At 70.4% G+C, this 18,835-nt stretch carries 17 protein-coding genes; 11 read left to right on the forward strand and 6 right to left on the reverse strand.

Annotation, left to right across the window (positions count from 1 at the left end):
- Positions 1-33: 33 nt before the first annotated feature.
- Entirely contained in the window at positions 34-1,092 is a 1,059-nt protein-coding gene (locus V6M37_RS17750; RefSeq protein ID WP_332675578.1) for an extracellular catalytic domain type 1 short-chain-length polyhydroxyalkanoate depolymerase, read from the reverse strand.
- 293 nt (positions 1,093-1,385) lie between these two features.
- Here V6M37_RS17750 and V6M37_RS17755 point away from each other — a divergent pair, with 293 nt between their 5' ends.
- The gene (locus V6M37_RS17755; protein ID WP_332675580.1) at positions 1,386-2,366 is read left to right on the forward strand and encodes an MBL fold metallo-hydrolase; all 981 of its coding nucleotides are present in this window, start codon (positions 1,386-1,388) and stop codon (positions 2,364-2,366) included.
- 146 nt (positions 2,367-2,512) lie between these two features.
- Here V6M37_RS17755 and V6M37_RS17760 read toward each other — a convergent pair whose 3' ends face one another.
- Complete coding sequence (locus tag V6M37_RS17760; protein WP_332675583.1) at positions 2,513-3,223, reverse strand: DUF1499 domain-containing protein; 711 nt, start codon at positions 3,221-3,223, stop codon at positions 2,513-2,515.
- A gap of 475 nt (positions 3,224-3,698) precedes the next feature.
- Between V6M37_RS17760 and hcrC the strand changes: the two genes are divergently transcribed.
- Genes hcrC through V6M37_RS17780 form a run of 4 tightly spaced genes read left to right on the forward strand, consistent with a single transcriptional unit; the run spans position 3,699 to position 8,527 of the window.
- Entirely contained in the window at positions 3,699-4,175 is a 477-nt protein-coding gene (gene hcrC / locus V6M37_RS17765; RefSeq protein WP_332675585.1) for a 4-hydroxybenzoyl-CoA reductase subunit gamma, read from the forward strand.
- Positions 4,172-6,550 (forward strand): 4-hydroxybenzoyl-CoA reductase subunit alpha, encoded by a 2,379-nt coding sequence (gene hcrA / locus V6M37_RS17770; RefSeq protein ID WP_332675587.1) that lies wholly within the window; start codon positions 4,172-4,174, stop codon positions 6,548-6,550. Before hcrC ends, hcrA begins: the two co-directional genes overlap by 4 nt.
- A complete protein-coding gene (hcrB, locus tag V6M37_RS17775; protein WP_332675589.1) occupies positions 6,550-7,530 on the forward strand; it encodes a 4-hydroxybenzoyl-CoA reductase subunit beta in 981 nt (326 codons plus the stop codon). The genes hcrA and hcrB overlap by 1 nt, the downstream gene beginning before the upstream one ends.
- 1 nt (position 7,531) lies before the next feature.
- A complete protein-coding gene (locus V6M37_RS17780; protein WP_332675591.1) occupies positions 7,532-8,527 on the forward strand; it encodes an XdhC family protein in 996 nt (331 codons plus the stop codon).
- Positions 8,528-8,540: 13 nt separating this feature from the next.
- Here V6M37_RS17780 and V6M37_RS17785 read toward each other — a convergent pair whose 3' ends face one another.
- Complete coding sequence (locus V6M37_RS17785; RefSeq protein WP_332675593.1) at positions 8,541-9,644, reverse strand: substrate-binding domain-containing protein; 1,104 nt, start codon at positions 9,642-9,644, stop codon at positions 8,541-8,543.
- 327 nt (positions 9,645-9,971) lie between these two features.
- Between V6M37_RS17785 and V6M37_RS17790 the strand changes: the two genes are divergently transcribed.
- Positions 9,972-10,787, forward strand: a complete 816-nt coding sequence (locus V6M37_RS17790) for a substrate-binding domain-containing protein (protein WP_332675595.1) — start codon at positions 9,972-9,974, stop codon at positions 10,785-10,787.
- A gap of 54 nt (positions 10,788-10,841) precedes the next feature.
- Here V6M37_RS17790 and V6M37_RS17795 read toward each other — a convergent pair whose 3' ends face one another.
- Positions 10,842-11,708, reverse strand: a complete 867-nt coding sequence (locus V6M37_RS17795) for a YicC/YloC family endoribonuclease (protein ID WP_332675597.1) — start codon at positions 11,706-11,708, stop codon at positions 10,842-10,844.
- A 93-nt stretch (positions 11,709-11,801) separates the two neighbouring features.
- Here V6M37_RS17795 and V6M37_RS17800 point away from each other — a divergent pair, with 93 nt between their 5' ends.
- Genes V6M37_RS17800 through hemW form a run of 5 tightly spaced genes read left to right on the forward strand, consistent with a single transcriptional unit; the run spans position 11,802 to position 16,230 of the window.
- Complete coding sequence (locus V6M37_RS17800) at positions 11,802-12,752, forward strand: serine/threonine protein kinase (protein WP_332675599.1); 951 nt, start codon at positions 11,802-11,804, stop codon at positions 12,750-12,752.
- Between the two features lie 9 nt (positions 12,753-12,761).
- Entirely contained in the window at positions 12,762-13,679 is a 918-nt protein-coding gene (locus tag V6M37_RS17805) for a PP2C family protein-serine/threonine phosphatase (RefSeq protein ID WP_332675601.1), read from the forward strand.
- A gap of 9 nt (positions 13,680-13,688) precedes the next feature.
- Complete coding sequence (gene rph / locus V6M37_RS17810) at positions 13,689-14,411, forward strand: ribonuclease PH (protein ID WP_332675603.1); 723 nt, start codon at positions 13,689-13,691, stop codon at positions 14,409-14,411.
- On the forward strand, positions 14,411-15,007 hold the full coding sequence (rdgB, locus tag V6M37_RS17815) for an RdgB/HAM1 family non-canonical purine NTP pyrophosphatase (protein WP_332675605.1): 597 nt from the start codon (positions 14,411-14,413) through the stop codon (positions 15,005-15,007). The genes rph and rdgB overlap by 1 nt, the downstream gene beginning before the upstream one ends.
- Positions 15,004-16,230 carry a radical SAM family heme chaperone HemW gene (gene hemW, locus V6M37_RS17820; RefSeq protein WP_332675606.1) on the forward strand — a complete coding sequence of 409 codons (1,227 nt, stop codon included), beginning with the start codon at positions 15,004-15,006 and terminating at the stop codon, positions 16,228-16,230. The genes rdgB and hemW overlap by 4 nt, the downstream gene beginning before the upstream one ends.
- A 120-nt stretch (positions 16,231-16,350) precedes the next feature.
- On the opposite strand, the gene V6M37_RS17825 is transcribed toward hemW, so the two are convergent.
- Both V6M37_RS17825 and sppA read right to left on the reverse strand, forming a co-directional pair.
- On the reverse strand, positions 16,351-16,785 hold the full coding sequence (locus V6M37_RS17825; RefSeq protein ID WP_332675608.1) for a hypothetical protein: 435 nt from the start codon (positions 16,783-16,785) through the stop codon (positions 16,351-16,353).
- Positions 16,786-16,902: 117 nt separating this feature from the next.
- Entirely contained in the window at positions 16,903-18,729 is a 1,827-nt protein-coding gene (gene sppA / locus V6M37_RS17830) for a signal peptide peptidase SppA (protein WP_332675609.1), read from the reverse strand.
- Positions 18,730-18,835 lie beyond the last annotated feature (106 nt).

The following is an 18,835-nucleotide window of genomic DNA, read 5'->3' on the forward strand; positions in this document are numbered from 1 at the left end:
GCGGTCACGGCCGTCGCCCGCATCGATCCGCGCTCAGGCCATGCAAGCCTCGAAGAAGCGCCACGCGAGCTTCAGCGCGTCCGGGCCGCGCGGGTCGGAGAACGCCTGTTTCGCCGCCCCGCCGCTCCACGCGTGGCCGAGCCCGGCGACGCGGATCAAGCGCACGTAGACCCGTCGATCCCGCTTCCAGTCGGTGACGCTGTACGCGTGGCGAGCGCCGCGCTGCGTCGCCCGCGCGGCGGCCGCGCTCGCGGGCGTGGGCGCGAGCAGCCCGAGCCACAGCGCGACGGATTCCTCCGCGTTCGACCACGCGACGCTGCGGTCGCCCTCGCCGTGGATCACGAAGAGCGGCGGCAGGCGACGCCCGGCGAGCCGGTGCCGCAGGTGGGCGAGCTCGGGCGAGCGCCGGCCCCGCATCGCTTGGCCGGCCTGCAACGCCGACGACGCGCTGTGCGGCACCGCGCCGGAATGCGTGCCGACCGCGGCGAAGAGATCGGGGTAGCGCAGCGCTAGCGTCAGCGACATCGCGCCGCCCGCCGACAGCCCGAGGGCGAACACGCGGTCCCGCCGCAGCGGCTGCACGTTGCAGACGTGGTCGATGATCGCCTTGACGATGCCCGCTTCGGTCGCGACGACGACCTCGCGCCCGAACCAGTTCCAGCAGCGGTTCGGGTTCGCCTCGGACGCCTGCTCCGGCAGCAGCACCGCGTAGCCGCCGGCGCGTGCGTTCGCCGCCGCCCGCGTCGTCGCCGCGAAGCTCGCCGAATCCTGCCCGCAGCCGTGCAAGAGCACGACGAGCGGCACCGGGCGGCGGATGCCGGGCGGCAGATACAGCCGGTAGCGGCGCATCGCCATCGGTCCGAGCCCCCAGCGCCCGTCCTCCCAGCGCCCGCCGCCGCGCGCGGCCGGCAACGGCGCGGGCGTCGGCGTCACGACGCCGGTCAACATCGTCGTCGCCGCCTTGCGCAGCGCCGGCCCCGCGCGCTTCGCCGTCGCGCGTCCGGCCGCCTTGTTGATCTTTCCAGTCGCGCGCGCGGTCGTGCGCGCAAGGTCGAACCACGCGCCGACCCAGCTGGATTTCCGTGCTTTCACGGCGTTTTCTCCCTGTCATCGACGCCGGCGGCGACTTCGCCGACATCACATCGGCGAAGCCGCGCCGCATTCCCGCCGAGGTTCCCCGACGATAACCGCGAACGCCGGGCAAGCCCGCAAGCCTTTGTTTCATCGGCGCCGCCGGCGCCCCGGCACCGCTTTCCGGCATTCGGTCGCTGCGGATCCATGGTGCCGCGGAGACCGCCTCGATCCGGCCGTCGGGCGTCCGGTCGTCTAAGCTTCGAACCGGGTCTTCGGTTCCGCCGTCCGTCCGAATCGCAGGAGGAAAAACAATGAAGCCTTCCGTTTTCGTGCTCGCGCTCGCAGCCGCGGCATCTGCCCCCGCCCTCGTTCATTCCCAGCCCTCCGGCAGCGGCGCCACCGTCAGGGTCACGCCGCTCGGCAGCCATGACGGCGAGTTCTGCGCGCAGGACCGCGCGATGATCTTCGAGGATCCCGACGGCACCCGCATCCTCTACGACGCCGGGCGCACCGTGCGCGGAGCGGACGATCCGCGGCTCGGCAAGATCGACGCGGTGCTGCTGAGCCACGTCCATGGCGACCACCTCGGAGACGCGCACCAGCCGGCGGCGAACGCCGGCGAATGCGGCAAGCCGGATGCGTCGGTGAAGGCGACGCCGAACTCGAACACGGCGAACATCGCCGCCGCGAAGAAGGCGAAGCTCGTCGTCGGCGGCGAGATGCACACGTTGTTCGCGAACAAGCTGAAGGCGGCCGGCGGCGATCCGAAACAGGTCCAGCCGCTGCGTTTCGGCGGCAGCGTCGAAGTCGGCGGCGTCACGATCGCGAGCGTGCCCGCCGTCCACAGCAACGGCCTCGACCCGGCCTTCCTCGACCCCGGCCACGGCGAAGCGCTGAAAGCCAACGGCCTGACCGCCTACGTCGGCCCCCCGAACGGCTACGTGCTGAAATTCTCGAACGGACTCGTCGCCTACCTGTCCGGCGACACCGGCGTCACCGCGGAACAGGACCTCGTCGTCGGGCGCTTCTACAAGGCGAAGCTCGCGGTGATCAACATCGGCGGCACGTTCTCGACCGGTCCGGCGGAAGCGGCCTACGTGATCAACGAGATGGTGAAACCGAACGCGGTGATCGCGTCGCATGCGAACGAGGTCGCGACGAAGGACGGCAAGCTCGTGCCCGGCACGAAAACGGCACGCTTCGCCGACGCCCTCAAGGTGCCGATGCATCTGCCGCTGAGCGGACGCACGAGCACGTTCGACGGCGACGGGAAGTGCATCACCGGTTGCTGACGGGATCGAGGCGTTCCGGACACCCGGCGCCGGCAGCCGGGGGCCCGCCGCGCAAACGGCAAATCCAGGGGGGAGGGCGTGACGTCCACGACGAGCAGTCGCTGAAATCCGCGCGCCCGTTGCAGCGCGCACGACGCGGCGGCGGGTCAGTCCGCGATCCTCGACAGATAGGTGCGGATGCGCTTCGCGTTCGCGCCGACGTCGCCGACGCCGACGCGCGACAGCGAACGCACGTCGATCCGGCTGCCACCATCGGCCGGCGTGACCCGCACGACGACGTCGTCGCGGAAGCCGAACCACAAGGTCGTCGCGGTCGCCTCGATCCGCCCGGCGGCCGGGTCCTGCGCGACGATCTCCCAGCCCATCGCGCGCGCCGCGCGCAGCGCGAGCGCGAACGCGTCGACCGGCGGCAGCGCAAGAATGAGCGGCCGGATGTCGGGGTAGGCCGCGCGCTGCGCGTCGGCGACCGCGGCGCCGGCGTGCTCGGCCGGGTTCGACTGCGGCCCGCGCGCCGGCAGCACCGCGACGAAGGCCGGCGGGTCGGCGAGATCGGTGCTGATGTCGTGGATCGGCGGCAGCTTGCCCGCCGCGCCGAGCCAGTACGCCGGCACCGCCGCGACGCCGAGCCCGAGCGCGAGCGAGACGACGAGCCGCGGGCCCTGACCGGCGCGCAGCTTCGGCACGACGAGGCCGACGAGCGCGACCGCAGCGGCGCCGAGGCCGAGATACGCCGCCCATTTCAGCAGCCGGAAGCCGACCGGGAACGCCCACAGCCCGAAGCGCGTGCCCGACCCCGACACGAACAGCAGTGCCACCGCGACGAGCGCGGCGATGAGGATGAGGCGGGACAGGTTCATTGCGATCCTTTGCGGCCGGCCGGGACGGCCCTTTCAACATAGCATTCCGCCGCCCGGGGGCGCCGGCGCGTCGGCTGCAGGCCGGTGCGGAAGTCGTGTGAACGGTCACGGGCGCGGGCGGCGTACGACTGCAACGTAGCGGCCAAGGGAAGGCCGCGACGAGCGCACGGCGGTGCCCGAGCCGTTGGCGATTCGCGTGCAAGCCCATTCTCCGCACCCGGTTTCTTCGATGCCCGCGAACGGCCGTCGCCGGCGTGCATCCCGCGCGGCCTTCGTTTGCCGCCGGATGCGCCCCGTGCCGCCGCAGCGTCGGCAGAAACCGCGGCTCGCGCTCGTCCGCGGCGCCGCGACTTCTGTTCTCCATTTCATATTTTCCACCGCCTGCGAAGGCGTTATGATCGCCACACAATGATTTGATATCAAACAATCTACGATTCGCCGGAAGGTCCCGGCGGGTGGAGCAGAAGGAGGCGAGATGAAGAGTTTGCTGAACCTGTGGGTGAATGGCCGGCCGCGCGAGGACGCGGTCGCCGAGAACGCGCTGCTCGTCGACTACCTGCGCGACGCGCTCGGCCTGACCGGGACGAAGCAGGGCTGCGACGGCGGCGAGTGCGGCGCCTGCACGGTGCTCGTCGACGGCGAGCCGCGGCTCGCGTGCAGTACGCTCGCGCACAGCGTCGCCGGACGACGGGTCGAGACGATCGAGGGCGCGGGCCGGGACGGCACGCTGTCGCGGCTGCAGCGCGCGTTCCACGAGCAGCTCGGCGCGCAGTGCGGCTTCTGCACGCCGGGCATGATCATGGCGGCCGAAGCCCTGTTGCGGCGCACACCGCAGCCGTCGCGCGACGAGATCCGCGCCGCGCTCGGGGGCAATCTGTGCCGCTGCACCGGCTACGTGAAGATCATCGACTCGGTCGAAGCGGCGGCGCGCTGCGCGGAGGTGTCGGCATGAACGCGCCCGATCGCGACTTGCGCCGCGCCGGCGGCACCACGGATGCCCCGCGCGGGGTCGGCGTCCGCATGCCGCTCATCGACGGCGTCGAGAAGGTCAACGGCACCGCCCGCTACACGGCCGACCTGCCGGCGCAGGGTGCGCTGGTCGGCAAGATCCTGCGCAGCCCGTACGCGCACGCGGAGCTGCTCGAGGTCGATGTCCGCGAGGCGCTCGCGCTGCCCGGCGTCGTCGGCATCGTCACTGGCGAGCACTGCGACGTGCCCTATGGCGTGATCCCGATCGCGCAGAACGAATTCCCGCTCGCACGCGGCCGCATTCGCTACATCGGCGAGCCGGTCGCCGCGGTGGCCGCAATCGACGAGGCGACCGCGAACGCCGCGCTCGCGCTGATCCGGCTGAAAGTACGCGAGCTGCCGGCGTACTTCGAAGCGGCCGACGCGCGCGCCGCCGATGCCGTGCTGCTGCACGACAACAAGAAGGACAACATCGAGCGCCAGGTGCATCACGAGTTCGGCGACAGCGCCGCCGGTTTCGCCGCCGCGGACCTGATCCGCGAGGAAACCTTCGAGTGCGCCGAGATCCACCACGCGATGATGGAGCCGAACGCGGCGCTCGCCTCGTGGGACAACGAACGCGGCCACCTGACGCTGTGGTCCGTGACGCAGGTGCCGTACTACGTGCACACGTCGCTCGCGCAATGCATGAAGCTCGACCCCGCCTATATCCGCGTCATCAAGCCGTTCGTCGGCGGCGGCTTCGGGCACCGCGTCGAGACGCTGAACTTCGAGATCATCGCGGCCCTCCTCGCCCGCGAGGCGGGCGGCACGGTGCGCCTGCTGCAGACGCGCGAGGAAGCCTTTCTCACGCACCGCGGACGTCCGCAGAGCCACATCCGGATGAAACTCGGGCTGACGCGCGACGGCCGCATGACCGCGTGCGAGGCCGAAGTCGTGCAGCGCGGCGGCGCGTACGGCGGTTACGGGATCGTGTCGATCCTCTACGCGGGCGCGCTGCTGAACGGCCTCTACGACATTCCCGCGGTCAAATACGACGGCTACCGCGTCTATACGAACACCCCGCCCTGCGGCGCGATGCGCGGCCACGGCACGGTAAACGTGCGCTTCGCGTTCGAATCGCTGCTCGACACGATGGCCGCCGAGCTCGGACTCGACGTGTTCGCGGTGCGCCGGTGCAACCTCCTCTCGGCGCCGACCGAGACGATCAACGGCCTGAAGATCATGAGCTACGGCCTGCCCGAATGCCTCGACTGGGTCGAGCAGGCGAGCGGCTGGCGCGACCGCGCGTCGCGCTCCGGCGGCGACGGCCCGATCAAGCGCGGCATCGGCATCGCGTGCTCGCACTTCGTCAGCGGGTCGGCGAAACCGGTGCATTTCACCGGCCAGCCGCACGCGACAATCGCACTGCGCGTCGATTTCGACGGTGCGGTGACGATCCTGACCGGCGCGGCCGACATCGGCCAAGGCTCCTCGACCGTCGTCACGCAGGTCGTCGCCGAAGTGCTCGGCGTCGAGCATCGCCGGCTGCGCGTCGTCGCGGCCGACTCGGCGCTGACGCCGAAGGACAACGGCTCGTATTCCTCGCGCGTGACCTTCATGGTCGGCAACGCCGCGGCCGATGCCGCACGCAAGCTGAAGGCGCTGCTCGTCACCGCGGCCGCGAAACGCCTGCAAGTCTCGGAAGCCGAAGTCGACTGGTTCGGCGAGGCGGCCGCGGTTGTCGGCGATGCGTCGCGCCAGATCCCGTTCCACGACATCGTCGAGGAGGCGCTCGTCGACGTCGGCATGCTCACCGTCAAGGGCCTCTTCACGTGCCCGATCGAGTTCCAGGGCGGCAAGCAGCGCGGCGGCGCGGTCGGCTCGACGATGGGCTTCTCGTACGCCGCGCAGGCGGTCGAGGTCAGCGTGGACACCGAGCTCGGCAAGGTCACGGTCGAGAAGGTGTGGTCGGCGATCGACTGCGGCTTCGCGATCAACCCGATGGCGGTCGAAGGCCAGGTCCAGGGCGCGATCTGGATGGGGATGGGCCAGGCGATCTCGGAGGAGACCGTCTACGAGAACGGGCGCCACAAGGCGGCGAGCCTGCTCGAGTACCGCGTGCCGACGATCGTCGAATCGCCCGACATCGAAGTGCATATCGTCGAGAGCATCGATCCGAACGGGCCGTTCGGCGCGAAGGAAGCGAGCGAAGGCCCCCTCGCCGGCGTGATGTCGGCGATCGCGGCCGCGATCGAGGACGCCGTCGGCACGCGCATCCGCGCGCTGCCTTTCACGCCGGATCGCGTGTTCGACGCGATCCACAGCCAACCGCGTGCGGGCGCGAGCGTGCCGGCCGCCGAACAAGGAGCCGCATGATGAGCGCGCTGCCCGATTTCCGTCTGTTGCGTCCGGCCAGCGCCGGCGACGCGATCCTTCTGCGCGGCGCGCACCCGGCGAGCCGCTTCATCGCCGGTGGCACCGACCTGCTGCCGAACATGCGCCGCGGCCTCGTCGACGCCGAGGTCCTGATCGAACTCGCCGGCATCGCCGAACTGCGCGAACTGCAGGACCACGGCGACGCGCTGCGTATCGGCGCCGGCGTCACGCTCGCGGCGCTCGCGGCCGACCCGACGGTGCAAGAGCGGCTGCCGGCGCTCGCGCAGGCCGCGCTCGCCGTCGCCGGACCGACGCACCGTCACGCGGCGACGCTCGGCGGCAATCTGTGTCTCGACACGCGCTGCCAGTACTACAACCAGAGCGAGGACTGGCGGCGCGGCAACAACTTCTGCCTCAAGCGCATCGGCGACACCTGCCGCGTCGCGCCGAAGTCGAAGCGCTGCTACGCGGCGTTCAGCGGCGACGTCGCGCCGGCGCTGCTCGCGCTCGACGCCGAAGCCGAAATCCTCGGCCCCGGCGGCGTCCGCCGGCTGCCGCTGGCGGAGCTGTATCTCGACGACGGCATGCGCGCGCTCGCGCTCGAAACCGACGAGCTGCTGCTCGCGGTGACCGTGCCGCTGGCTTCGAACCGGATCAGCGGCTATGAAAAGCTGCGCGTGCGCGGCGCGATCGATTTCCCGCTCGCCGGCGTCGCGGTCGCGCTCGCCCGCGACGGCGACGTGCTCGCTTCGCTGCGCATCGCCTGCACCGGCGTGTCGTCGCGGCCGGAACTCGTCGCCGGCCTCGACGCGCTCGTCGGCCGCCCGCTCGACGACGCCGCGCTCGCGACGATCGAGCGCGGCGTCCGGCGCGCGATCCAGCCGATGGAGACGACGACCGTCAGCGTGCCTTACCGCCGCCGCGCGACGCCGGTGCTCGCGAAGCGCCTCGTCCGCCGCCTGTGGGACGCGCGAGGCTGACATGGACAGCGTCAACCTCGACGTGTTGCGCCACGCGGTCGCATGGAGCGCGGCCGGCGTGCCGGTCACGCTCGCGACCGTCGTCAGGACCTGGGGCTCGTCGCCGCGGCCCGAGGGGGCGCTGCTCGCGGTCGCCGGCGACGGCCGACTCGTCGGCTCGGTGTCGGGCGGCTGCATCGAGGACGACCTGCTCGACCGCCTGCGGGCCGAGCGCCCGACACTACCCGAACACGTCACCTACGGCATCACCGCCGAGCAGACGCGCCGCTTCGGGCTGCCGTGCGGCGGCAAGCTCGAACTCGTGCTCGAACCACTCGGCGCCGACCACCGGCTCGCCGACACGCTCGCCGAGATCGAGCGCGGCGAGATGGTCGCGCGCCGCGTCGACCTCGCCACCGGCGCCGTCGACCTCCTCGCCGACGTGCCGGACGCGGCGGTCGCGTTCGACGGCCGCACGCTCGTGTCGGCGTTCGGACCGCGCTGGCGGATGCTGATCATCGGCGCCGGCCAGCTGTCGCGTTACCTCGCCGAGTTCGCGCTCGCGCTCGACTACCAGGTGACGATCAGCGAGCCGCGCGAGGAGTACCGCGCGAGCTGGCACGTGCCGGGCACGACGCTGACGACGGAGATGCCCGACGACGCGGTGCTCGCGCTGCGCCCGGACCGGCGCACCGTGATCGTCGGCGCGACGCACGACCCGAAGCTCGACGACCTCGCGCTGCTCGACGCCCTGAAGACGAACGCGTTCTACATCGGCGCGATCGGCTCGCGCGCGAACAGCGAGCGGCGGCGCGAGCGGCTGAAGCTCTTCGACCTGACCGACGCCGAGATCGACCGGCTGCACGGCCCGGTCGGGCTGCCGCTCGGCAGCCGCACGCCGCCCGAAATCGCGCTCGCGATCGTCGCGGACATCACCGCGCAGCGCAACGGCGTGCGGCTCGTCGCGGTCGGCGCGCGGGCCGAGGCGTCGGCCGATGCGTGTCCGGCGCTCGCCTGAGCACGGCACGCCCTCACTTGTACCAGGGCAGCGTGCGGCGCAGCGGGACGATCTCCCCTGCCGCGTCGGCGTCGTAGCCGGGCACCGCGCGCGCGAAGCGGCGGAAGTCCTCGCTCGCCAGCACGTCGAGCACGGCGCGCATCGCGGCCGTCTCGAGCGCCGGCTTGAGGCAGACGAGAAAATACTGCTCCTGCGCGATCGGCACGAAGTCGAGCCCGAAGCAGTCGGCCGCCGCGCGCAAGCCGAAGCCGCAGTTCGCGATCGCCGCGGCGACATTCGCCGCGACCGACAGATGCGTCGGCTCCGCGGTGTCGTAGCCGCAGAGCCCGAGCGCAGGCACCCCGCTGCGCGCGAGCAACTCGTCGAAGATCAGCCGCGTGCCCGAACCCGGCGCGCGATTGGCGAACACGACGCCCGCTTTGCCGAGATCCTCGAGCGACGCGAGCCCGAGCGGATTGCCCGGCGCGACGATCAGGCCCTGCTCGCGGCGCGCAAAGCGGACCAGCTTGTGCACGCCGAGGCGCAGCTCCCGCCCGAGACCGAGATGGAGTCGCGAGCCGCGCCGGCACAGCTCCGCATCGTCGACCGGCAAGTGGATGCCGGCCAGCGCGCACACGCCCGCATTGAGCCGTTGCAGCGCCTGCGAACTGCCGATGTACTCGACGTCGAGCAGCATGCGCGCGGCGCCGAGCAGCCGCTCACGCAACGCGCCAAACAACAGGTCGTGGCTCGCCGCGGTCGGCACGACGCCGAGCGCGGGGTCGACGGCGAGCAGCAGCTCGCGGTCGAGCTGCCCGGCGAGGCTTTCGGCCTGGGGCAACAGCCGCGCGAGAATGCGCTTCTCGGCCCACAGCAGGCGCTCGCCGAACGCCGACAAGCGCGCCGGGCGACCCTGACTGCCGCTGATCAGCGGTTGCCCGAACACCGTTTCCTGTCTCTTCAGTTCGCCCCACAGGTGGCGATACGACAGGCCGAGTTCGCGCGCCGCGGTCGCGATCGAACCCTGCGCGTGGATCGCGTCGAGCATCGCGAGCAGCGGGTTGTGCAACGGCAGTCCGTGCCCGCGCAGGGCCTCGCTGCTGCCGGCGACGAAGTGATAGTCGAGTTTCACGGTCATGCGCGAAGCTTAACGGAAAAGGCCGCCGCGGCTTTCCGCGCGGCGCGGACCGCCGTCCGGCGGCACGGCATGCCGCAAAAAACAACGCCCGGTTTTGCAGCCTGGAAGGCCATTTCCAGCCCCCGCGAGCGAGGCCCGCGGGGACCCGCACGGACCGATGCGGACATCGCGCGACGAAGGCGCGGCGCACCCATGCACGCGCCTGCACAACTGGATGTCATCGGCGTCGCATCGCGCTGGCTTAACGATATCGACTTTGATAAAACCCTTCGCAGTCCTGCCGTCGTCCCCGCCGTACTTCTTCCATCCTGAGAACGAGGAGCTCCGATGCCCGCATTTCTCCGTCCCCTGCTGATCGCCGCCGCGTACGTGCTCGGCCTGTCCGGCGCGCACGCCGAGTCGATCGTCGTGTCATCGACGACCTCGACCGAGCAGTCCGGCCTGTTCGGTCACATCCTGCCGAAATTCGAGAGCGAAGCCGGCATCACCGTCAAAGTCGTCGCGCTCGGCACCGGCCAGGCGCTCGACAGCGCACGCCGCGGCGACGCCGATGTCGTGTTCGTTCACGATCGCGCGGCCGAGGAGAAATTCATCGCCGAAGGCCACGGCGTCGGACGCCGCGACGTGATGTACAACGACTTCGTGCTCGTCGGCCCGAAGAGCGATCCGGCGAAAGTCGCCGGTGGGCGCGATATCGTCGCGGCGCTGCAGAAGATCGACTCGACGAAAGCCCCCTTCGTGTCGCGCGGCGACAAGAGCGGCACCCACGCGGCCGAACTGCGGCTGTGGAAGCTCGCGGACGTCGACCTCGAACAGGCGAAGGGGCCGTGGTACCGCGACTCGGGCTCGGGAATGGGCCCGGCGCTCAACATGGCCGCGTCGCTCGACGCGTACATCCTCGCCGACCACGGCACTTGGCTGTCGTTCAAGAACCGTCAGGACCTCGCGATCCTCGTCGAGGGCGACAGGCGGCTCTTCAATCAGTACGGCGTGATCCTCGTGAATCCCGAGCGTCACCCGCACGTGAAGCGCGCAGCCGGCCAGCGCTTCATCGACTGGCTCGTGTCGCCCGCCGGCCAGCAGGCGATCGCCGACTACCGGATCGGTGGCGAGCAGCTGTTCTTCCCGAACGCGAACAAGTAGGACCGCACCGCCCGCAGCGCAAGGGCGCAGGCGGGCGGTGGCGCGTCGGAAGCCTCACTCGATGTTCTGCACCTGCTCCCGCATCTGCTCGATCAGCACCTTCATCTCCATCGCGACCCCGGTGATGTCGGTCGCCGCGGACTTAGACGCGAGCGTGTTCGCTTCGCGGTTGAGTTCCTGCATCAGGAAATCGAGCCGTTTGCCCGCGGCGCCGCCGGTCTTGAGGATGCGCTCGACTTCGACGAGGTGCGTGTTGAGCCGCGACAGTTCCTCGGCGACGTCGATGCGCTGAGCGAAGAGCGCGACTTCCTGGCGGATGCGGTCCTCGTCGAACGACGCGAGGGCATCGCGCAGCCGCGTCGCGAGCCGCTCCTGGTAGTCGGCGACGATCGCCGGGACGCGCGGCTCGGCCTGGGCGACGAGTTCGTGCATGCGCGCGAGGCGCTCGCGGATCATCGCCGCGAGCTTGTCGCCTTCGCGCCGCCGCGTCGCGACCAGTTCGTCGATCGCCGCCTGGGTCAGCTCGAGCACGGCCGGCTGCAATTGCTCGAAGCTCACGCCGTCGTCGGCGAGCATCCCGGGCCAGCGCAGCACTTCGTTGACCGACAGCCGGGCCGCTTCCGGCAGGCGCTCGCGGACCGCGTGTTCGGCCTCGGACAGCTGCTCGAGCAGCGCCGCATTCAGCGCCAAGCTGCGCGCGGCGGCGGCGCCCGAATGCAGGTTCAGGCGGCATTCGACCTTGCCGCGCGAGAGTTTCGCGGAAAGTTTCTCGCGGATCGCTGGCTCGGCCTGCCGCAGTTCGTCGCCGATGCGGAAGAATAGGTCGAGATAGCGGGAATTGACGCTGCGCAGCTCGATATGCAGGCTCACCTGCCCGAGGTCGCGCGTCTGGACTGCGAAACCGGTCATGCTGTGGATCATGAATGTGTCTCCGGGAACCTGCCGCGATCCTTTACACTGCAGGTCCTTCAAGAAATTGCCGCGGAAAGCCGGAAGCCCGCCTTCCCCCTGTCGATGCCGTCCCAAGTCAACTGCCCTCTGCCGTCCGGCTTTCAGCTGGACCAGTACCGGATCGAGCGGCAGCTTTCCCTCGGCGGCTTCTCGATCGTCTATCTCGCCCACCACGCCGACGGCACGCCGGTCGCGATCAAGGAATACCTGCCGAATTCGCTCGCGCTGCGCAAGGACGGCGGGATCGAACCGCAGGTGCCGGACGCAAACGCGTCGGCCTTCCGCTACGGCATGAAATGCTTCTTCGAGGAGGGCCGCTCGCTCGCGAAGCTGAGGCATCCGAACGTGGTACAGGTGCTCAACTTCTTTCGCGCGAACGGCACAGTGTACATGGTGATGCGCTTCGAGCGGGGCCGCACGCTGCACGAATATATCCAGAAGCACCGCGGCGAGGTGCGCGAAGGCTTCGTCCGCGCGGTGTTCGCGCGGATGCTGAACGGCCTGCGCGAAGTCCACGCGCACAAGCTGCTGCACCTCGACATCAAGCCGTCGAACATCTACCTGCGCAACGACGGCACACCGGTGCTGCTCGATTTCGGCGCCGCACGTCAGACGCTGGTCGCCGACCAGCCGATGCTGAAACCGATGTACACGCCGGGTTTCGCGTCGCCGGAGCAGTTCTCTAACCGCGACGCGCTCGGGCCGTGGAGCGACATCTACAGCGTCGGCGCGAGCCTTTACGCGTGCATCGCCGGCACCGCGCCGCAGCGCTCGGACGAGCGCGGCGAACACGACACCGTGGCGCCGACCGCGCGCACCTTCGCCGGGCAGTATTCGCAGCAGCTGCTGCAGACGATCGACTGGTGCCTGAAGCTCGACCCGCTCGGACGCCCGCAGAGCGTGTATTCGCTGCAGAAGGCGCTGATGCGGCGCGACGGCGACTTGCCGGCCGTCGCGGTGCCGCGGTTCGGCGATCTCGGGGCGCGGATCAAATCCTTCATCGGACGCAGCTGAGACAAGCACGTGAAATTCACGATCTACCAGGAGAGCCGCATCGGCCGCCGCAAGGCAAACCAGGACCGCCTCGCGTACTGCTATTCGCGCGACGCGCTGCTGATGGTCGTCGCCGACGGCATGGGCGGCCACCTGTACGGCGAGGTCGCCGCGCACATCAGCGTGCAGTTCATCTCCGAAGCGTTCCAGCGCGAAGCGCGCCCGACGCTCGACGATCCGGCGATGTTCATGTCGCGCGCGCTGACGCGGGCGCACGCGGCGATCCTCGACTACGCATTCGACAAGAGTCTCGCCGACGCGCCGCGCACGACGATCGTCGCGTGCGTCGTGCAGAACGGCGTCGCGTACTGGGCGCACGCGGGCGACTCGCGGCTCTACCTGCTGCGCCAAGGACGGGTCGAGGCGCGCACGCGCGACCATTCTCGCGTCCAGCTGATGATGGACCACGGGCTGCTGACGCCGGCCGACGCGCGGCGCCACCCGGAGCGCAACCGCGTCTATAGCTGCCTCGGCGGCAGCCATCCGCCGCAGATCGAGTTTTCGAAGCGCACGCCGCTGCGCGACGACGACGTCCTCGTGCTGTGCACCGACGGCGTCTGGGGGCCGCTGCAGGACGAGGGACTCGTCGAAGGGTTCGCCGGAACCAACGTCATGGACGCGGTTCCGAAGCTGATGACGCGCGCCGAGGCGCTGGCGGGCCCGAGTTGCGACAACCTGTCGGCAATCGCGATGTGCTGGCACGACGAGGGGATCGACGTCCAGGACGACGCGGTGTCGACGCAGACGATGGCGCTCGACAAGTTCACGACCCAGCTCGAAACTTTCGAGCGCACGCGCGCGCCGGCCGGCTCCTACGAGATCAGCGACGACGAGATCGAGCGCGCGATCAGCGAAATCAACCAGGCCATACAGAAGTTCAGCAAATAGGAAGTCCCGATGCGCCCCAGCCAACGCCAGCCGGACGAACTGCGTCCCGTCACGATCACCCGCCATTTCACCTGCCACGCCGAAGGCTCGGTCCTCGTCGAGTTCGGCGCGACGCGCGTGCTGTGCACCGCGAGCGTCGAGGACAGCGTGCCGCCGTTCCTGCGCGGTCGCGGCCAAGGCTGGCTGACCGCGGAATACGGCATGTTGCCGCGCTCGACGCACACGCGCAGCGCGCGCGAAGCCGCGAAGGGCAAGCAGAGCGGGCGCACGCAGGAGATCCAGCGGCTGATCGGCCGCAGCCTGCGCGCGGTCGTCGACCTCACCGCGCTCGGCGAGCGGCAGATCATCATCGACTGCGACGTGCTGCAGGCTGACGGCGGCACGCGCACGGCCGCGATCACCGGCGCCTGCGTCGCGGTGCATGACGCGCTCGACAAGCTCGTCGCGCAGGGCAGGCTCGCCGCGAGCCCGCTGCGCGACTTCGTCGCCGCGGTGTCGGTCGGCGTCCATCGGGGCGTGCCGGTGCTCGACCTCGACTACGCCGAGGATTCCGACTGCGACACCGACATGAACGTCGTGATGACCGGCTCCGGCGGCTTCGTCGAAGTCCAGGGGACCGCGGAAGGCGCGGCGTTCTCGCGCGCCGAATTGAACGCGCTGCTCGAACTCGCCGACGCCGGCATCCGCCGCCTCGTCGAGGCGCAAAAGCGCGCGCTCGCGGAGACATCGTGATGACGAGGCGCCTCGCCCTCGCGAGCAACAACGCGAAGAAGGCCGCCGAGATGAACGCGCTGCTCGCGCCGCTCGGCATCGAGGTGTTGCCGCAGTCGGCCTTCGCCATCCCCGAAGCGGAAGAGCCGCACCCCACCTTCGTCGAGAACGCGCTCGCGAAGGCGCGCCACGCGTCTGCGCTGTCGGGACTGCCGGCGGTCGCCGACGACTCGGGCCTGTGCGTCGCGGCGCTCGGCGGCGCCCCGGGCGTCCAGTCCGCGCGCTACGCCGGCGAGCCGAAATCCGACGCCCGCAACAACGCACTGCTCGTCGAGCGCCTCGCCGGCGTCGCCGACCGGCGCGCGTTCTTCCACTCGTCAGTCGTGCTCGTGCGTCACGCCGACGACCCGCGACCGCTGATCGCCGACGGCGAATGGCACGGCACGATCCTCGACGCTCCACGCGGCGACGCCGGCTTCGGCTACGACCCGCTGTTCTTCGTGCCCGAGCTCGGGCTGACCGCGGCCGAGCTCGACGCGGCGACGAAGAACGCGCTGAGTCACCGCGGCAAGGCGATGCGCGAACTGCTCGCCTGCTTGTCCGCCGATCCGCTGTGACCCCGCGTCGCGTGATCCCGCTCGCGGTCGCGCCGGTTCCCGCGGTCGCGGCGCCGGACCGGCCGCAGCTTACCGCGTCGCCGCCGCTGTCGCTGTACGTGCATTACCCGTGGTGCGTGAGGAAGTGCCCGTACTGCGACTTCAACTCGCACACCGCGCGCGGCGGCACCGGCGACATCCCCGAGGCGCCGTACATCGACGCGCTGCTCGCGGACCTCGAAACCGCGCTGCCGCAAGTCTGGGGCCGGCGCGTGCATTCGGTGTTCTTCGGCGGCGGCACCCCGAGCCTGATATCCCCGGCCGGCTTCGAGCGTCTGCTGACCGGCATCCGCATGCTGCTGCCGCTCGACCCGCTCGCCGAGATCACGCTCGAAGCGAATCCGGGCACCGTCGAGGCCGGCCGTTTCCGCGACTACCGCGCCGCCGGTGTGAACCGGCTGTCGCTCGGCATCCAGAGCTTCGACGACGCGCAACTCGTCCGCCTCGGCCGCATCCACGACGGACGCGAAGCCCGCGTCGCGACTGACACCGCGCTCGCGCTGTTCGACCGCGTGAACCTCGACCTGATGTACGCGCTGCCGGAGCAGACCGTCGACGCGGCGCTCGCCGACCTCGGCACCGCGCTCGCGTCCGGCGTTAGCCACCTGTCGTGCTATCACCTCACCCTCGAACCGAACACGCCGTTCCACCGCGCACCGCCGCCGCTGCCGGACGCGGACCTGTCCGCCGACATGCAGGACGCGATCGAAGCGCGGCTGGCGGACGCCGGTTTCCGCCATTACGAGACGTCGGCGTTCGCGCGGCCCGGCCGGGAGTGCGTGCATAACCTGAACTACTGGACCTTCGGCGATTACCTCGGCATCGGCGCCGGCGCGCACGGCAAGTTGTCGAGCCACGCAGGAATCGTGCGCGAGATGCGGCACAAGCATCCGGCGCGCTACCTCGACGCCGCGAAGACGCGCGACTTCGTGCAGGAGCGGCGGGACGTCGGCGTCGCCCAGTTGCCGTTCGAGTTCCTGATGAACGCGCTGCGCCTGACCGCGGGCTTTCCCCGCCGGCTCTTCGCCGAGCGCACCGGCCTGCCGCTCGCGGTGATCGAACCCGAACTCGGCCAGGCGCGCGAGCGCGGCCTCATCGAGGTCACCGCGGACGACATCCGCCCCACCGAGCGCGGCCGGATGTTCCTCAACGACCTGCTGACGCTGTTCCTGCGCGACGACTGAGCCGGCCGCGGAAAACGCGATCGCAGCCGCTCGGGTCGCGCCGGTCGACATCGACGCCCGGCTCGACCGGCTCCTGGAACGACTGCGCCCGCTCACGTCGTCGATGGGCACCCGGACCCGCTAAACGCCGATCGGCCGGCACTCGGTCGCGAGCGGGCGCCCTTCCTTCGCGTCGAGCAGCAAGCTTTTCCATGGCAGGTCGATCCACACGAGGCCGGCGTCGTGCGCCTCGAAGCGCGGCAGACCGGATGACGACGGATCGCGCCGCATCCCGACCGAGCGTCCCTGCCATCCGAGTTCGAGCAGGTTCGCGTCGGCAGGATCGCGTGCGACGCGGACCTTCACGCCGAGTTCGCAGCCGTACTCTCCGCTCGCGAGATCGAAGCGCAGCTGGCGATCCGGGATCGCAGCGGCGACGGCCGGCGGCACGACGACGACGCCCGCGGTCGGCGGCGCCACGGCGCAGGAAGCGAGCAGTACCGGCAGCACGAGCGCCGCGACGGGCAGCGGATCGATACGGGGGCGGAGGACGGGAAGCGATCGGGATTTCGGCATGATGGTCTCCGACAGGTGACGCATACCGCAGGGCTGCGCCCGGAACCGCAACCCGACGCTGGCGGATGGCGCGCGGATGCCGCCACCCTGTGGTCATGTCTTCCGGGTTCGTCGAGCCTACAACGCTTCGCACAGACAATGCGTGTAGAGATGTCTCGGATCGTTCCAGCGTAACAATTCGGCGGCGTCCTCCCGCAGCTCGCCGAGGAGACGGCTGAATGCGGATTCGGCGCTGCCGGGGGGGGCCGGCGCGACGACCGAAACGAGGCGTTGCAGCAGGCGCTGACCGGGTCCGACCTCGGCGTCGGGCCAGACCGTCTCGTAGCGTTCCAGCCCGGCTCGCGTCGCGGCGGCCTTCACCGCGGCGTCGAGTCCGCCGAGTTCATCGACGAGACCGAGCTTGCTCGCGGACTCTCCGGTCCACACCCGTCCGCGCGCGATCGTCTCGACTTCGGCGAGGCTCATGTCGCGCGCTTTCGCGACGGTCGCGAGAAAGCGCCGGTAGCCGTGTTCGATGCCGAACTGCAACGCGTTCGCCGCTTGCGGTTCGAGCGGACGGCGGGGGTCGAACGCGCCGGCGAGCGGCGACGTCGCGACGCCGTCGACGGTGACGCCGAGCCGGTCGAGCGGTTCGGCGAAATTCGGCAGCAGCGCGAAGATGCCGATCGAACCCGTAAGCGACGCCGGGCTCGCCCAGATCTCGTCGGCCCCGGTCGCGATCCAGTAGCCGCCCGACGCCGCGACCGAACTCATCGACGCGACGACCGGCTTGCCCGCCTCGCGCGTCAGTTCGAGCTCGCGCCGGATCACTTCGGACGCCCACGCGCTGCCGCCCGGGCTGTCGATGCGCAGCACGACCGCCTTCACGCGCTCGTCTTCGCGCGCCGAGCGGATCAGCCTCGCGAGGCTGTCGCCGCCGACCGCGGAACGGGACTCGCTGCCGTCGACGATCGCGCCCTGCGCGACCAGCACCGCGACCTTGTCCTCCGCGGGAATCCAGTGCGCGCGCAGGTTCGCGAGGTAACGATCGACGTCGACGTGCAGAAAATCCTTGCCGTCCTCGCTCGGACCGACCCGTGTCTTCAGCAGATCGCGCCACTGGTCGCGCGTGCTCGCGCTGTCGACGAGGCCGGCGTCCTGCGCAGCGCGCACTGCGTCGCCTGCGGTCGCGGCGAGCGCGTCGTCGTAGCGGTCGACGTAGCCGTCGAGTTTTTCCGGCTCGATCCGCCGGCTCGTCGCGACATCCTCGCGTATCACGTTCCACAGCCCTTCGAGCAGGTCCTGCGACGTCTCGCGATCCGCATCCGACATGTCGGTCCGCGTGAAGGGCTCGCTGAAGGACTTGTACTCGCCGACGCGAAACACATGAACCGTCACGCCGAGCTTGTCGAGCGCGCCCCTGAAATAGCTCACGTAGCGCGCGAGCCCGGGCAGCAGCACGAAGCCATCCGAGCCGACGTGGACTTCGTCCGCGACGCTCGCGAGGTAGTACTGGCCCTGCGTGAAGCGCTCACCGCGCGCGAGCACCGGCTTGCCCGTCGACTTGAACGCCGCGATCGCCGCGCGCAGTTCCGCGAGCTTCGTCAGGCTCGCAGCGCCGAGGCCGTCGGTTTCGATCACCAGCGCCTTGATCCGCGCGTCGTCACGCGCGGCGTTGACCGCATCGAGCAGGTCGTGCAGCGCGGTCTGCGACATGGGCGCGACGCCCGCGCGCAGCAGCCCGATCGGATCGTCGATCACGGTCTGCTCGACGAGCGCGCCGGTCGGGCGCACCAGCAGCGCCGAGCCCTCCGGCACCGGGCGGGGCGGCTGCCAGACGAAGGCAATTACCGCGGCGATCAGGAACAGGAAGACGAGGTTGAACACGAGGCGGCGCAAGCCGTTGAGCGTGCGCCACAGGCCGGCGAAGATCAGTCCGAGAACGCGGAGAAAGCCTTTCACCATTCACTCCCATGCTGAAGCGGCGCGCGGCGCTGTGGTTCGATTCGTGCTCGGCCCTGCCACCGTCGCTGCCCGACGCGGCCGACGGCCGACTTCCGGGGCGCGTCGC

Origin of the sequence: Aromatoleum sp., from assembly GCF_036675785.1 — a bacterium.
Classification (GTDB): Bacteria; Pseudomonadota; Gammaproteobacteria; order Burkholderiales; family Rhodocyclaceae; genus Aromatoleum.

Excerpts from the sequence above, each read along its gene's own strand:
- V6M37_RS17755 (WP_332675580.1), top strand. The coding sequence starts at position 1,386 with ATGAAGCCTTCCGTTTTCGTGCTCGCGCTCGCAGCCGCGGCATCTGCC.
- V6M37_RS17760 (WP_332675583.1), bottom strand. The coding sequence starts at position 3,223 with ATGAACCTGTCCCGCCTCATCCTCATCGCCGCGCTCGTCGCGGTGGCA.
- hcrC (WP_332675585.1), top strand. The coding sequence starts at position 3,699 with ATGAAGAGTTTGCTGAACCTGTGGGTGAATGGCCGGCCGCGCGAGGAC.
- hcrA (WP_332675587.1), top strand. The coding sequence starts at position 4,172 with ATGAACGCGCCCGATCGCGACTTGCGCCGCGCCGGCGGCACCACGGAT.
- hcrB (WP_332675589.1), top strand. The coding sequence starts at position 6,550 with ATGAGCGCGCTGCCCGATTTCCGTCTGTTGCGTCCGGCCAGCGCCGGC.
- V6M37_RS17780 (WP_332675591.1), top strand. The coding sequence starts at position 7,532 with ATGGACAGCGTCAACCTCGACGTGTTGCGCCACGCGGTCGCATGGAGC.
- V6M37_RS17785 (WP_332675593.1), bottom strand. The coding sequence starts at position 9,644 with ATGACCGTGAAACTCGACTATCACTTCGTCGCCGGCAGCAGCGAGGCC.
- V6M37_RS17790 (WP_332675595.1), top strand. The coding sequence starts at position 9,972 with ATGCCCGCATTTCTCCGTCCCCTGCTGATCGCCGCCGCGTACGTGCTC.
- V6M37_RS17795 (WP_332675597.1), bottom strand. The coding sequence starts at position 11,708 with ATGATCCACAGCATGACCGGTTTCGCAGTCCAGACGCGCGACCTCGGG.
- V6M37_RS17800 (WP_332675599.1), top strand. The coding sequence starts at position 11,802 with ATGCCGTCCCAAGTCAACTGCCCTCTGCCGTCCGGCTTTCAGCTGGAC.
- rph (WP_332675603.1), top strand. The coding sequence starts at position 13,689 with ATGCGCCCCAGCCAACGCCAGCCGGACGAACTGCGTCCCGTCACGATC.
- rdgB (WP_332675605.1), top strand. The coding sequence starts at position 14,411 with ATGACGAGGCGCCTCGCCCTCGCGAGCAACAACGCGAAGAAGGCCGCC.
- V6M37_RS17825 (WP_332675608.1), bottom strand. The coding sequence starts at position 16,785 with ATGCCGAAATCCCGATCGCTTCCCGTCCTCCGCCCCCGTATCGATCCG.
- sppA (WP_332675609.1), bottom strand. The coding sequence starts at position 18,729 with ATGGTGAAAGGCTTTCTCCGCGTTCTCGGACTGATCTTCGCCGGCCTG.